Origin of the sequence: Crinalium epipsammum PCC 9333 (genome assembly GCF_000317495.1) — a bacterium.
Lineage (GTDB): Bacteria > Cyanobacteriota > Cyanobacteriia > Cyanobacteriales > PCC-9333 > Crinalium > Crinalium epipsammum.
The window spans coordinates 40,462-54,978 of the sequence record NC_019733.1 but is presented as its reverse complement, the minus strand read 5'-3'; the positions used below and the strand labels follow the sequence as shown (position 1 = coordinate 54,978).

The window sequence follows — 14,517 nt, the reverse complement described above, 5'->3', positions numbered from 1 at the left end:
AAACAAAGCGGACGTTCGACCTTCCACAGCTAAACGTCCGCCTTTACTCCACATATATATAGGAGCTATTTGATCATGACGGAAAAAGTACTAGAGCGATCGCACTTTGGAGGAAATCATGCAAGATTCCTCTAGCTCCAACAGCGATAACGCAGCCTCTCTGCTGATACCTCTATTTCTAGGCAGTCTCGCTCTAAACGTTCTGCAACACGCCTGGAACAGTAACCAGCTTGCAGTATTGCAACAAGCTGACAACTTACAGCAGCAGAAAATCGCTCAACTGCAAACAGATAAAGATGTTTGTGCTGGTAGGCTTGCAGGTTTTATCGAGGGGCGGCGCTAATGGCTGATATTTATTCCACTACCGACGCGGGGAAGATGCTCGGCATCAACCCAAACACCATCAAAACCTGGAAAAACCGCACCTTTGTTGAACGACTGCTCGAAGGTACGCACTGGGTTACTCAACAAAATCAAATCTTCTGGACTGAATCGGGACTAGCAGAACTTAAAGCGATAGCTGAATCGACATCTGAATCAGTACCCGATTCAACGATGAATCAGCAACCGATTCAACAGCAATCAGCAACCGATTCAATTAAAACAATGCTCCAGCCACTAGCCAAGGGTATAGCTGCTCAAGCCTTGCCTTTGCTGAGGGAACTGGTAATTGAAGAATTGCGAGAAGGTGTGCCAACTACCTTTGCTAAACCAATTACTTCTAGCGAGTGCGTAACCTTGCTGATGGATTTAGGTTTGAAACCTTGTGACCCAGCAGCATTAATCGCTGGTAATTTTCCAGCATCTTTACCCGAATCAAATCAATAACTAAGGAGAAAAATCATGGGCTTAATGGAAAAGCTGTTTGGTGGCAAGGTCAATACCGATGCACCAGGACAACTGGCTAAAGGTAGCAAAGGTGAATTAGCTATAGGCGTGGACAAAGCGTTAGCTGCTACGGATTCAAGTGCAATCAACCCACACAATGTTGATTTCTCAAGTATTCGCACTGCTCCAGTAGTACCCAAACCTCGTTATTTTACAGCAACAGAAGCCGGAGCATTGCAGAATCTAGCCACACAAAAACGCGAAATGACAGAACACACAAAGAAAGCTTACAAGGCTTTAAAAAGTGTGGATACTTCAGATCGTGTTGTTCATCAACTGCATCGTGGCTACCAGGGTAAGGTCGCTCAAAACGAAGTAGCAAGACTCAAATCTAATACCCAACTAGCTGAACAGATTCACTCGTCACGTCCCGACTATGCCCAAATGCACCAACGAGTAGAAGTAGCGGATAAAACTGCTGTTGATGCGATCGCCAAAATCAAAGAATCTTACGGCGCATAACTATTAACTTTTGGCGTGAGTTTTTAGCTCACGCCCATTTTAGCAGGAGTAGCAAGGTGGGTAAAGCATTTGAGTTAGTTGGATACTTTTTGATTGGCATATCAATTACAGGTTTATTCTCATATTCAAGCCGTGCATTTGCCAACTTACAACCATACGGCTTTTGGTTAAGTGTTGCTGCATCTCTACTTTTAATAGTGGCTGGTGTTGCAGATGATTTCTTTTGTTCAGTTCTAGGACTGAGCTACCAAAATTACATCGGTGCGTTAATTTCTGTAATTGCGGTTTTGATTGTTGGCGGGGTGATTCAATGGATAGATTGATTAGTATCAATTCCCCTCAAAACCAGCTACGTCAGAATCATTCCTTACTGCTATTAATTGGCAGTATATCATCAGTAGCAGGTTTATTGATTTGGTCTGCTAGTCCTTTTATTTGGTCTAGTTCAAAGGATAAAATCAATATCTTTTGGCGCTACTTATCACTAATAACAACTCTTGGCTGCGGTGTCACTTCTGTTATTTGCGGTCATCAAATCAACCGCATTAATCCACTGATTCAAGCTATAAATCAAGCTGAGAAAAACGACTTTCTCACACAGTTAGCGGCTAGTCAGTATCAACAGGAACAACAGTGGAATCAGCTTGCGCTTTCGCCAACATCTAGACCACCGATTCAAACGATTCAAGTCCCGCAGCCTGCCGATTCAAGCACTGATTCAAGCACTGATTCAACCTCTGATTCAAACCCTGATTCAAGACTTACCGATTCAACTTCCTCAACTTCCCAAAACTCGGAAGTGCTGGAAGTGGAGGGCTACCGCAGTTTGTACTTAGCTGTAAGTAACCTGAAACAGCAAGGTGTAAGTGATACAGAAATCATTGAATCGGTACTTGGTTTGGGAGGTAGGCGATTCAAAGAAGGGAAGGCAGCACTTGAATCTCTGTTGCAGTTAGGACAGCAAGAAGGTTGGTAATTGCGACCTTAATTATTAACCAGAATGCCACACAGACAATTGAGGAAATATATGCACAGACCATTACCTGTTTCGGAACAACAATGGCAACGAATTTTCGCTTTTATCCACTCTGAAATACTAATGACACCTCAAGAATTTATAAGTAAATGGGATGTCACTCAAGCATTCATGGCAGAAATATGTGACTGCGACGAAAGCACAGTATCTTCTTGGTTCGCATCAGGTCGAAGCTATTCTCCACCTTTACGTCACCATAAATTGGCACTAGCATTGGCAGACTTAATTCTTTCAGACTTTGAGAGATGCCTGATAATTTTAAAAGGTTACTTTTCCCTGATGGGAATCGTTAGCTAGTTCTGTACCAGAATTAATTAGCTAGACACTGTACTATTTAACCCCTGCTCTCAGCAAGGGGTTAATTGTTTTAACTTTTTTAAACGAAGAAAGCGTTGATTACTAAAAATTGCTGTCAAGAGTGAAAACTGTTGTGCTATTAAAAACTGTTCAAAATACTGAAAATAGTTTTTAATATTGAAAGCTGCTGTCAAGAAAACAAACTGTTTGTAATAGTTTTAAGTGTATAACTTTTGAATTACAACTGTTTGTCGTAGTTTAAACTGTTGCGACACTGGAAGTTATTAAAATATTGAAAGCTGTTTGAATACTGAGGATAGGAATAAAATAGACTCTATGCTTCCCCATTGCATCTAATTCATCAAGGGCGATAGCCCTGACCCATTGAAATTCTATTCAATTTTTCTGTACCCAGAAAACTCAGATTCAATTGATACAGTCACCCTCAACAATAAGCGTCACTTCTTTCACAGTGGTTACTCAAAATCCGAGAGGGTTAGATCAAATGTTGTTCAATGCAGACCCAAAGTTCTCAGTTTGTCGAGTAATTAAAGATTAAAAATTTCTAAATCAAAACTTTTAATAAGAGCAAGTGTGCATTAATAATTCGAGTGCCAAAATTTGACAAATAACCATTAAAGCACAACTACCCTTTTTAATCAAGGGAATTTTTCCATGAATTACCACTCAACTCTAGCAGTAGGGTGGTTTTTATTCTAGTATCCAACGCGCGTACATAGGCGTTAATTATGACTCTTCCCCTATCAGTTACTCATCCCCATCTAGTAGCACAATGGCATCCAACTAAAAACGGCAACCTCAAGCCAGATCAAGTGACAGCAGGTTCAGAAAGGAATGTATGGTTGTGGTGTAAAAATGAACCCGATCACGTATGGCAAGCACGAATTTCCCATCAAGCCAAAAAATTTGCCTGCCCGTTTTGCAGCAACAGAAGGGCATCTGGAACTAACTCACTCGTCCGTAAACATCCAGAAATAGCGGCACAATGGCATCCGACTTTAAACGCTCCCAAAAAGCTATCAGAAGTCGTAGCAGGGTCGGGTCAGAAAGTATGGTGGAAATGTCCCAAAGGGGAAGACCACGAGTGGCAAGCTTCTATTGTTAAAAGGACGAAAGGAAATAAATGCCCGTATTGTGCAGGCAGAAAGGCATCTGGAACTAACTCACTCGTCCGTAAACATCCAGAAATAGCAGCACAATGGCATCCGACTAAAAACGCTCCCAAAAAGCTATCAGAAGTCGTAGCAGGGTCGGGTCAGAAAGCATGGTGGAAATGCCCCAAAGATGAAGACCACGAGTGGAAAACTGATGTTCGAGGAAGAACCAAAGGGCAAGGGTGTCCGTATTGTGCAGGCAGAAAGCCATCTAAAAAGGGCTCACTCGCTAGTTTATATCCAGAAATAGCAGCACAATGGCATCCAACTTTAAACCAACCGCTCACCCCATCAGAAGTTGTACCAGGTGCCAGACAACCAGCATGGTGGCTTTGTCCCATCAATAAAAATCACGAATGGTGTGCTTGTATTCATACCAGAACACGGCTTAATAGTGGTTGCCCTGGTTGTAAGAACGGGTGGACAGTGGGAGTGATTAAATCTTTTGTCCGCTCGTTAATTCCTTATCTAGATACCTTCACCCCAGCAGAACTTTACCTGGTATTTCAACAAAATGGCATACTTCATGCCCAAGGTAAGAGTAAGGGGTTTTTAAAGGCGCTCGCCACAGGGAAATTCCCTATATCCGAAATCAACAAATTTGTTAACGACGAGCCATCACTTGTTGATGATTTCTTACAAGATAAAGAGCTTTCTTTAGAAGCACTATCCGCCGATGAGCAAGTTGTTGATAATATTGAGGCATCGGATGAATTAATCGCAGAAATCACTTCACCCGAAGCATCCGATACTTTACCAGTAGTAGAAACTTTATCAGTTTTAGAATCATTAAATCACCTAATTACTTCTGACGGAGATTCATTAGCTGTAGAATTTTTAAGGGCATCAGCTTTGGATAAAATTTGGAAACACGCTTTTGTTAATCCAGCAGAGGCTGTTGCTCAAGCACAGAAGTATACAGGTTCTGGCTATGCAGAAATGGTCAAAACGTATTTCCTTGATGAATATAATCAAGCGAGTCAACTCGAATTGCCAGATGGTTACAACTTCCGCATTGATGGCTTAATTGTTGAACCAAACTTAATGCAACGGCTTACGGCGGTAAAATTAAGCAAGTACAAGCGCATTGGCAATTTGTCTGGAGCAGGTACTGGCAAAACATTCGGTGCTATACTTGCTAGCCGAGTAATAAGAGCGAATTTTACTATTATCTGCTGCCCTAATAGCGTAGTCATTGATTGGGAGAGGGCGATTCTCAATGCTTTTCCAGATAGCGTGGTGCGTACCAAGACTTTTACACCAGACTGGGGTGCATCTAACAACGGTCGCTACCTGATTCTTAACTACGAGATGTTCCAGCAGGATAAATCTGCTACAAACATACGCTTATTACTCAATAACGATTTGCCGATAGATTTAATCGTTATTGACGAAATTCAGTTTGTCAAGCAGCGCGAATCTACTAAACTGTCGCAACGTAGGCAGATGGTACAAGCACTGCTTTATAACGCAGGTGAGCGCCATCCTGGTTTGCACGTTCTAGCTATGTCAGCCACGCCAGTTATCAACAACTTAGAAGAAGGGAAGAACTTAGTCGAAATGGTAACAGGTTTCTCCCATTCTGAACTCGATACTAAGCCAACGGTATCCAACTGCATGAAGCTGCACCAGCGTCTCGTTTCCTTGGGTATACGCTGGATGCCCAAGTATAGCGTGGATTATAAGCTAGAAGTAGAAGAAATCCCCGTAGATTGTGCTGAATTTTTGGACTCTGTGCGGTTGCTACAAAAGCAGGACAGCATACTGGAATTAGAGAAAATTCTCACCCGCGCCCGACTGCCTGTGATTAGAGAAAACGTCCGTAAAAAGACCATTATCTATACTCCTTTAATTCAAGGAATTGCCAAGATACTCAGAGATGCGCTGATTTGGGATGGTTGGAAAGTTGGATTCTATACAGGTGAAGATAAATCTGGGCGGGACAGCTTTCTTTATGGCGATACTGACGTATTGATTGCCTCGGATATTATTAGCGTTGGGATAGATGGATTCCAAGCTGTTTGTAACCGATTGATTATTAATGTCTTACCTTGGACTTATGCGGAATTCGAGCAGCTTAATGGTCGTCTGATTCGTCCAGGGCAACGTCATGAGCAGGTAACGGTGGTAATTCCGTTAACTTATGCCGATGTTAACGGAACTAGGTGGTCGTGGTGCGATTCAAAGATGCAACGGTTGCAGTTTAAAAAGTCTCTTGCTGATGCTGCGGTAGATGGGGTGGTTCCAGAGGGGCATTTACGGACACCTGCCCAAGCTTATAGTGATGTCTTGGGTTGGTTGCAGAAACTGGAAACTGGGGTTAAGGTTATTGACCGCTCTGTGATTGTAGTCCCGTTACCAGAGGATGAGGAAGTAGAGAAATTACAACGACGAAAAAGCGATTTCTCTTCTCTGAACCGCCTGTGGAACCAAACGAAAAGCGAAAATACTCACGTTCGCTTGCAGTCTAATCCAGAAGAGTGGATGCAGTATCACGCTTATTACAGGGAAGCACGTGCAGATTGGACAGTTATTCCATATATGGAAATGATTGACTGGTGTAGTCATCGTAGCGGTTACTGTATTGGTGATTTTGGTTGTGGTGAGGCTTTGTTAGCGTCTCATGTTGGAGATAAGCATAAAGTTTACAGTTTCGACCACGTTGCTATTAACGAGCAAGTTATTGCTTGTGATTTGGCTTCATTACCGTTAGCCGACAAGACGTTGGATGTAGCTATTTTCTGCTTGTCGCTGATGGGATCAAATTTTACTGATTATATATTGGAGGCGTATCGCACTCTCAAGCTTGACGGGCAGTTACACATTATCGAGCCACATTCTAGGTTTGGAAATAAGGAGCAGTTTTGTGCTGATTTGTCAGCTAATGGTTTTAAGATTATTAGTGTTGAAGAGCGGTGGATTTTTACACACATTCACGCACTTAAGTCGGAACGTTTACCTAGCGGTATCAACATCCAATTTTAGTACTAGGTGTTAGTAATACTGTCAGTTATTAAAATAGTGAAAGCTGTTTTAATAACTGACACTCTTGAAAATAGACTCCATTTTCCCCATCGTCTTTAATTCCTAAAGGGCGATAGCCCTATTGGGCATCACCGTGCCGAAAGAGGAAAATTGTACGTTAAGAAATCGGCATCAAATCCTAAGCCCTGAAAATACGTTAATTTGACCCCACTATCAAGGTGCAGAGTATACCCTATACTCTGCACCTTGCAAGAATAATAATTTCTACAAGTAAGACGGGGAAAGACTTTCAGCCTTAGCGTACAATTTTCCCGTTTTGGCACGGTGATGCCTATTGTTAGCAGTTGCCACTGTGGGTGTTAGTTAACTTGATCCCAATGAATGACTTGTGCAAAGTTTATAACTGATCAGAAATAATCAGATATTGGTACACTTCAATAGTTGAGAATCATGTGCGAAAAATTAAGCTCTAATTCAGAAGTGCCAGCGTTTAATCGTTGTGACACTCTTTTTATAGTAAGGTTCTGCCTTTTTCAACCAATCAATTAGTTCTAGAGTTCCCTGACCTAAATTTTTATTATTTTCAAACAAATAGTGAAACTCTTCCTTTAAAGAGTGCATAATTGCGATATTAGGTGAAGCGTTTTTTACTTTTAGTATTTTTTTTTCCTGTTTTTGAGATAAGTTTTTTTCAGCTTTCATCAATGTATATTTACTACCCTTTAAACTACTAAATAATTTAGCTCTTTCTTTTATATTTAGCGATTCTGCTGCTTTCTTTTGCTCAATTTTCGCCTGATTTAACTCTTCGTGAACCATCTTGGTAAGCTGCTACGCAGCTTGATTGTATAATGTCAAAATAATCAAATAAGCTATTACAGCTATATATGCCAGCCAAAAACCATCTTTCTCAAGAACAGAGAGAACGGCTACTAAAAATCTTAAAAGAGCATGAAAATCCCTATGTAAGAGAGAAGGTTCTGATTTTATTATTAATGAATGAGGGGAAAACTTACCAAGAAATCAGTAATTTTTTACAGATAGCATATCCAACAGTAGCATATTGGGCGGTGCATGGCGACCCAGATCAACTAGAAAGCTTTTTAGATGGAAGAAGAGCAGGTAATTTTACTAAAATTACCCAAGAATATGAAAACTTATTATTAGAAGTTGTTGAAAAAGAGCCAGCAGAAGATGGATATGAATTTTGGAGATGGACAGCAGCAAGACTAGCGACTTACCTGGAACAAGCAACAGGAATTAAGTTAAGTGGTTCTCAAGTGAGGAGAAGATTAGAAAGAAAAAAGTACGTTTACCTGTGGGCAAAATACAGCCTAGAGGACAAACAAAATCCTGAAAAGCGTAAAGTATTTAAAGAAAAATTAGCGGAATATTTAAAAATAACGCTTGCCACCCCAGAGCGTTTACAGGTATGGTTCTGGGACGAAAGTGGTTTTAGTTTAAGAGTGATAAGAAGAAAAACTTGGGGAAAGAAAGGTCACAGGAAGAAGGTGACGGGACAAAGAAGAAGAGGAAGAGTGAATATTATGGGAGGATTGCGTTATCACGACAAAAAGAGAATTAATTTTGTTATTAAAAAATGAAATGCGGATACATTTTACGAACAGATACAACTATTGAATAGTTTGTTATTGCAAGAATGGATAGAGCAAGGAAATCAACCTGAAAAATTTACTAAGTGTTCTGCAAAAATAATCATTGTTTTGGACAATGCCAGCTTCCACAAAAGAAAAAATATTTTAGAAAAAATTGCTACAGAAATGTCCAATATCGTTTTGGAGTTTTTACCGCCATATAGCCCAGACTATAATCTAATTGAATTAGTTTGGCATTCTGCGAAAGAATATATAGCTCATAGACTATTCGAGTCAGTAGAACAGCTAGAAAAATTGTTAAATACATTGTTAAACGAAGGAGGTCTTGTTATTAAATGGGAACGTAAGATTAAAAACAAAGGTAACGCTATTTATTAAATTTAGCTGCGTAGCAGCTAAACATAAAATCTATCTATCGTTACATCAGCATTTGGGCATAGTTGGCTCACCCAAGATTTATAGTTACCAGTCATATCCATACTTACTTCTTTGATCTGATACAATACTTTTTCTCCCCATTTCAGCATCACTTCTTTAATCACTGACTGTGTTCGTTCAGGAAGACGACGGCTCACTTGACCACAGTACAGAGCAAATTGCTGTTTTACTGCTGGCTCTTACTGATAAAATTATTGTTGATTCTGTCTCCATGCTATCCTCTACTATCACGCCAGGTAAACCCAGCAGTTTTGTCATTAACCTTTTTATTTGTCAATCAAACTAATTAGAATAAATATAATATTTTAGCATACTAACTACGGAAGAGCCAAAATTTGATGCGTTTGCCCTGGGTGAAGATATTAATAGATGCAAATCCATACAAAAAAAATGCAACAAACTGTTAATTTTTAGGTAATCTGTCTCTCCTCGTGAAATTAATTTTTACTTAATGATATAATTAGCTTTTGCTACAAATTTTACATAAATTTATTAGCTCAAAATTAATAGATAATGATAAATCAATTTGAAAGTAACTTAAATCTTCATTCCGACTTAAAAAACTCAGGTTTAAATATTCAGCAGCTTGAAACTCAATTACACAAGCTAGAGCAAGAAAAGACTGAACCTATTGCAATTATTGGTATGAGTTGCCGCTTTCCTGGGGCTGATGATCCCGAAAGTTTTTGGCAGTTACTCCGCTCTGGTACTAATTCAGCAAGTAAAATACCTGATGAGCGTTGGAACATCAAAAATTATTACGATCAAGATCCAACTGTTCCAGGTAAAATGCCTCTGCGTTATGGCTATTTTCTCAAAGATATTGACCAATTCGACGCGGATTTTTTTAGAATTTCTCCTCGAGAAGCAGGTGCAATTGACCCTCAACATCGCTTACTGTTGGAAGTTAGTTGGGAAGCTTTAGAAAGATCTGGACACGTACCAGATAGATTGGCAGGTAGTTCCACTGGTGTTTTCATTGGTCTTACCTGTGAAGATTACAACGATGTTATTCAAAAACGACCACCGGAGCTAAACAAACAACATGAGTTGTTTTTTGTGACCGGAGTTAAATCCTACGCAGCATCAGGACGGATCTCCTACACTTGGGGGCTGACGGGGCCTGCTATGACTATTGATACAGCTTGCTCCTCCTCGTCAGTTGCTATCCACCAAGCCTGTATGAGCTTGCGTCAGCGTGAGTGTGAGATGGCTCTGGCAGGAGGAGTTAACCTCATCCTCGATCCCACAGTTCATGTCTACACTTACAAAGGCAGAATACTAACGTTGGATACCCATTGCAAAGTATTTGATGCTAGTGCAGATGGTTATGTCAGAGCCGAAGGCTGTGGTATTGTCGTTCTCAAACGTCTATCCGATGCTCTGGCTGACAGAGACAATATTTTAGCGGTTATTCGCGGTAGTGGTGTTAATCAAGATGGGGCGAGCTACAGTTTTTCTGCTCCTAATGGGAAATCACAGCAAGCATTATTAAATCGCGTCCTAACTCAAACTAACATTCATCCCTCTGAAGTTAGTTATTTTGAAGCTCATGGTACAGGAACCGCAGTTGGTGATGCAACAGAGTTGACGACTATTGAACAGGTTTTTGGACTTTACCACTCTCAGGAATCCCCTATAATGGTTGGTTCATGCAAGGCTAATATTGGGCATCCAGAACCAGCGAGCGGTATTGCATCTTTAATTAAGTTAGTATTATCTCTTCAAAATCAAGAAATTGCACCTCAGATCAATATTAAGGAAATTAATCCCTGCCTTGACTGGAAAGAAACTGCTGTAAAAATTCCTACTCAAATTGCATCTTGGCCTCAATCCCGTCCACATATTGCCGCGCTGAATTGCTTTGGTATCAGTGGAACTAATTCCTGTATGTTGGTACAAGAAGCTCCAGAACTAAAACCTATTATTTCTGAGTGGAAACGTCCAGAGCATATTCTAGTTATATCTGCAAAAAGTTCGAGCGCACTTCTTCAGTTAGCAAATCGATATCGTCAATATCTAAGTGTTAATCAAGAACAATCACTGGCTGATATTTGCTTTACAGCTAATACAGGAAGGCTCCACTTACAGCACCGCGTAAGTATTGTGGGAGCTTCTGTGGAGGAAATTGAAACTAAGTTAGCAAGCTTCTATCGAGAGGAAGAAGCTGTGGGGGTTGTCAGTAGCTTCATCAGTAATCCAGAACCATCTAAAATTGCCTTTTTGTTCACTGGGCAAGGCTCTCAGTATATTGAGATGGGATGGGAACTTTACAAGACGCAACCTACTTTTAGGAAAGCTCTTGAACAGTGCGATCGCATTTTACAGCCTTATTTAAAAAAATCATTACTTGACATTATTTATCCTCAACCTGGTGCAAACTCGCCTCTAGATGAAACAGCTTATACTCAACCTGCTTTGTTTGCCATCGAATATGCTTTGTATTGTTTGTGGCAGTCTTGGGGCATTACTCCGGCTGTAGTCATGGGTCACAGTGTAGGAGAATATGTCGCTGCTTGTGTAGCGGGAGTTTTCTCACTTGAAGATGGTCTGAAATTGATTGCTGCACGCGCCCATCTGATGCAGCAGTTACCAAAAGAGGGCATAATGGTAGCACTCATGGCTTCCCAAGAGCAGATAACTGCTGCCATAGAAGAGTATGCCCCAAAGGTATCCATCGCTGCGATTAACGGACTAGAAAGCACTGTTATTTCTGGGGAGGAGCAAGCAGTTAAAGCTGTGAGCGCGAAGTTTGAGGCTGAAGGAATCAAAATAAAGCAATTGCAGGTTTCCCATGCTTTCCACTCACCGCTAATGAAGCCAATAATCACAGACTTTTTAAAAGTAGCTAACGAGATATCTTATTCGCCACCAAAGATTAGTATGGTTTCTAATCTTACTGGAAACGCGATCGCAAACGATATAGCTACTCCGGAATATTGGTGTCGTCACATCCTTTCACCCGTAAACTTTTTAGCGGGTATAAACACTCTGTATAAGCTCGGTTATGAAGTATTTCTAGAGTGTGGCTCTAAGCCAACTTTATTAGGAATGGGACATCAATGTTTACCAGAAAATTTTGGAACCTGGCTACCTAGCTTACGCCCAGGACAAGCTGATTGGCAAATACTATTGCAGACTTTGGGACAGTTGTATGTAAGTGGGGTGAAAGTGGATTGGTCTGGCTTTGACAAAGATTATCTGCGATATCGGGTAGTTTTACCGACCTATCCGTTCCAACGTCAACGCTATTGGTTAGAAACTGACAACGACAACAATCATCCACCTGCATCTGAACAAATAATTACTCAATTGAAGTCAAATGAGGTTAATTCCAAGAAAGGTAAAAAAATGCTTTCCACTAAATTAGTCAAACTTTTGGAGCAACAGCGTCAAGAACTCATTGAATTACTGCTGGAAGAAACAGAAACTGATTTTGATTTGCAAGAAACAAATTCCCAAATAAATAGAGGGCAAAATTCAACTAAAAATAAAGGCTTAAAGCAAGAAAATTCTTTAGATATCGCAGCGATTCAACAATCAAATGTTTTGCAACAGTTGAAAGCATCTAATAGCGATCGTTATCCACTTTTAAACAACTATCTTCAATCTCAAATGTTAAAGATTCTTGGTATAAATCAGACTCAATTGCCAGTAAATCTTACTTTGACTGAATTGGGATTAGAGTCTCTTTCAGCAATGGAATTACGGGAAAAAATTAAACAAAAACTAGGAATAGATATTCAGGTAAAGCACTTACTTGGAGGCATTAGCATTACTCATCTTACGGAGCAAATTATCAGCGAAATCAGTTGGGAAAATTTATGATTTTTAGCAATTTTTTAGCTATTTAATTGAAAAATTAAAAGAACGCGAGGAGTTATGCAACTGATTGATCTTAGTGTGACGATGGAGTATACAGAGGGTGAACCTGTTCCCGTTGAAATCGAATATGTGAATCACGAACAAGGGGCAGATTTGCTAGGCAAACCCGCAGGAATAGATCGCACGGCATTTCCCTCTAGTATGGGGTTATCCATTGAGTTTGTTAAATTGACAACCCATTCTGGAACTCATATAGATGCTCCCGCTCATTATGGCCCTCTATGCGAAGGGCAAACTGCTAAAACAATTGAAGATTTACCCCTTGACTGGTTTTTCCATGATGGGGTATTGATTGACTGTTCAGAAGAACCTGTTAACGAACCAATAACTGCTGCGGAAATAGAGCAAAAATTGACAAGAATGAACTACGATATTAAACCCTTTGATATCGTACTATTACGGACTGGAGCCGATAAGTATTGGAAAAAAGCTGAATACTTTACCAACTTTCGTGGTGTAACTCGTGAAGCGACTGAATGGTTAGTTGTACGCGGTGTTAAAGTCATCGGAATAGATAGCTTCGGATTTGATGCACCGTTTCATGCGATGCTGTCAGAATACAAAAAAAAACAACAGTCTGCTTGTTTGTGGCCTGCTCACATATATGGGAGAGAAAAGGAATACTGTCAAATTGAAAGACTGGCTAATCTCGACAAAATTCCTTTAAATACGGGGTTTACTGTAGCTTGTTTTCCAATTAAGATTCGTAATTGTGGAGCTGGCTGGAGTCGGGTTGTTGCCATTATTAATGTTTAAAAAATGTTAATATCATCAATTTAAATTTAAAGTGGGTTTATTGTTAACATATCAATTAATTAAAAAAGCCATAAATAGATTAACTTGAAATTGCTAGAATCTCAGCCAATTAAGTGTCATTAAATCGAAACTGGAGCAGATATAAATGAATTCGCAATTACTTTTAAAAGAGAAAGTAGCCTTAATTACTGGAGGCAGTCGGGGGATTGGATTGGCGATCGCTCAAGGTTTTGTAAATGCTGGTTCTCATGTAGTAATCGCTGCGAGAGAAAAAGGACGACTCAATGATTCAATATCTGCATTGAAGGATATAGCTAATACTATTGATGCTGACAATGGTAAAAAAATTCAAATTTCTGGTGTTGTAGCAGATGTGCGCGACCAAGCACAGGTAGATGCGATGGTAGAAGATGTAATGCAACTCCATGACCGTATTGACATTTTAATTAACACGGCTGGACGCGGGGGAGGAGGCCCAACTGTTGCCACCGATTCTGATGTATGGTACGACATCATTGATACCAATCTCCACGGTGTTTATCGAGTTACCCGTGCAGTTCTAGCGCGATCGGGTATGTTAGATCGACGCTGGGGACGCATCATTAATATGGCTTCTACTGGGGGTAAGCAAGGGGTTTTATTTGCTGCTGCCTATACAGCCTCTAAACATGGAGTAGTTGGCTTTACAAAATCCTTGGGATTAGAACTAGCTAAAACAGGAGTGACAGTCAACGCTATCTGCCCTGGTTTTGTGGAAACCGATTTGGCAGTAAAAGCGCGAGAGGTGTACTCACAGGTATGGGGAATAACTCCAGAAGAAGTTTTGAAGCGTTTTGAAACACGCATCCCTTTGGGACGTTATGTGGTTCCAGAAGAAGTAGCCCCGATGGCAGTTTACTTAGCATCAGACATGGCAGCCCCCATACTGGCACAGGCTATTAATATCTGTGGGGGTTTAGGAAATTATTAAGATTAAATA

The 14,517-nt window shown here is 40.3% G+C and carries 10 protein-coding genes and 3 pseudogenes; 11 read left to right on the top strand and 2 right to left on the bottom strand.

Annotation, left to right across the window (positions count from 1 at the left end):
• Positions 1-118: 118 nt before the first annotated feature.
• The 7 genes from CRI9333_RS23310 to CRI9333_RS25285 all read left to right on the top strand — a co-directional run bounded on the left by CRI9333_RS23310 (position 119) and on the right by CRI9333_RS25285 (position 6,843).
• A complete protein-coding gene (locus CRI9333_RS23310) occupies positions 119-343 on the top strand; it encodes a hypothetical protein (protein ID WP_015179956.1) in 225 nt (74 codons plus the stop codon).
• On the top strand, positions 343-828 hold the full coding sequence (locus CRI9333_RS23305; protein ID WP_015179955.1) for a hypothetical protein: 486 nt from the start codon (positions 343-345) through the stop codon (positions 826-828). Before CRI9333_RS23310 ends, CRI9333_RS23305 begins: the two co-directional genes overlap by 1 nt.
• A gap of 15 nt (positions 829-843) precedes the next feature.
• Entirely contained in the window at positions 844-1,350 is a 507-nt protein-coding gene (locus CRI9333_RS23300) for a hypothetical protein (protein ID WP_015179954.1), read from the top strand.
• Between the two features lie 56 nt (positions 1,351-1,406).
• Complete coding sequence (locus CRI9333_RS23295; protein ID WP_015179953.1) at positions 1,407-1,673, top strand: hypothetical protein; 267 nt, start codon at positions 1,407-1,409, stop codon at positions 1,671-1,673.
• Entirely contained in the window at positions 1,661-2,326 is a 666-nt protein-coding gene (locus CRI9333_RS23290; RefSeq protein ID WP_015179952.1) for a hypothetical protein, read from the top strand. Before CRI9333_RS23295 ends, CRI9333_RS23290 begins: the two co-directional genes overlap by 13 nt.
• Before the next feature lie 51 nt (positions 2,327-2,377).
• On the top strand, positions 2,378-2,683 hold the full coding sequence (locus CRI9333_RS23285) for a hypothetical protein (protein WP_015179951.1): 306 nt from the start codon (positions 2,378-2,380) through the stop codon (positions 2,681-2,683).
• Between the two features lie 749 nt (positions 2,684-3,432).
• Complete coding sequence (locus tag CRI9333_RS25285; protein WP_015179950.1) at positions 3,433-6,843, top strand: zinc-ribbon domain-containing protein; 3,411 nt, start codon at positions 3,433-3,435, stop codon at positions 6,841-6,843.
• Positions 6,844-7,326: 483 nt separating this feature from the next.
• Here the strand turns inward: CRI9333_RS25285 and CRI9333_RS23275 are convergent.
• Positions 7,327-7,671: pseudogene (locus CRI9333_RS23275) on the bottom strand (transposase); the annotation flags it as partial.
• A gap of 59 nt (positions 7,672-7,730) precedes the next feature.
• Between CRI9333_RS23275 and CRI9333_RS23270 the strand changes: the two are divergent.
• Positions 7,731-8,837, top strand: a pseudogene (locus tag CRI9333_RS23270) (IS630 family transposase).
• A 20-nt stretch (positions 8,838-8,857) separates the two neighbouring features.
• On the opposite strand, the pseudogene CRI9333_RS28450 reads toward CRI9333_RS23270, so the two are convergent.
• Positions 8,858-9,049 (bottom strand): annotated as a pseudogene (locus CRI9333_RS28450) (transposase); the annotation flags it as partial.
• Positions 9,050-9,410: 361 nt separating this feature from the next.
• Between CRI9333_RS28450 and CRI9333_RS23260 the strand changes: the two are divergent.
• The 3 genes from CRI9333_RS23260 to CRI9333_RS23250 all read left to right on the top strand — a co-directional run bounded on the left by CRI9333_RS23260 (position 9,411) and on the right by CRI9333_RS23250 (position 14,508).
• Positions 9,411-12,725, top strand: coding sequence for a type I polyketide synthase (locus CRI9333_RS23260; protein WP_015179949.1), 3,315 nt, complete (start codon positions 9,411-9,413; stop codon positions 12,723-12,725).
• A gap of 54 nt (positions 12,726-12,779) precedes the next feature.
• Complete coding sequence (locus CRI9333_RS23255) at positions 12,780-13,538, top strand: cyclase family protein (RefSeq protein ID WP_015179948.1); 759 nt, start codon at positions 12,780-12,782, stop codon at positions 13,536-13,538.
• A 145-nt stretch (positions 13,539-13,683) separates the two neighbouring features.
• Complete coding sequence (locus tag CRI9333_RS23250; protein ID WP_015179947.1) at positions 13,684-14,508, top strand: SDR family NAD(P)-dependent oxidoreductase; 825 nt, start codon at positions 13,684-13,686, stop codon at positions 14,506-14,508.
• Positions 14,509-14,517 lie beyond the last annotated feature (9 nt).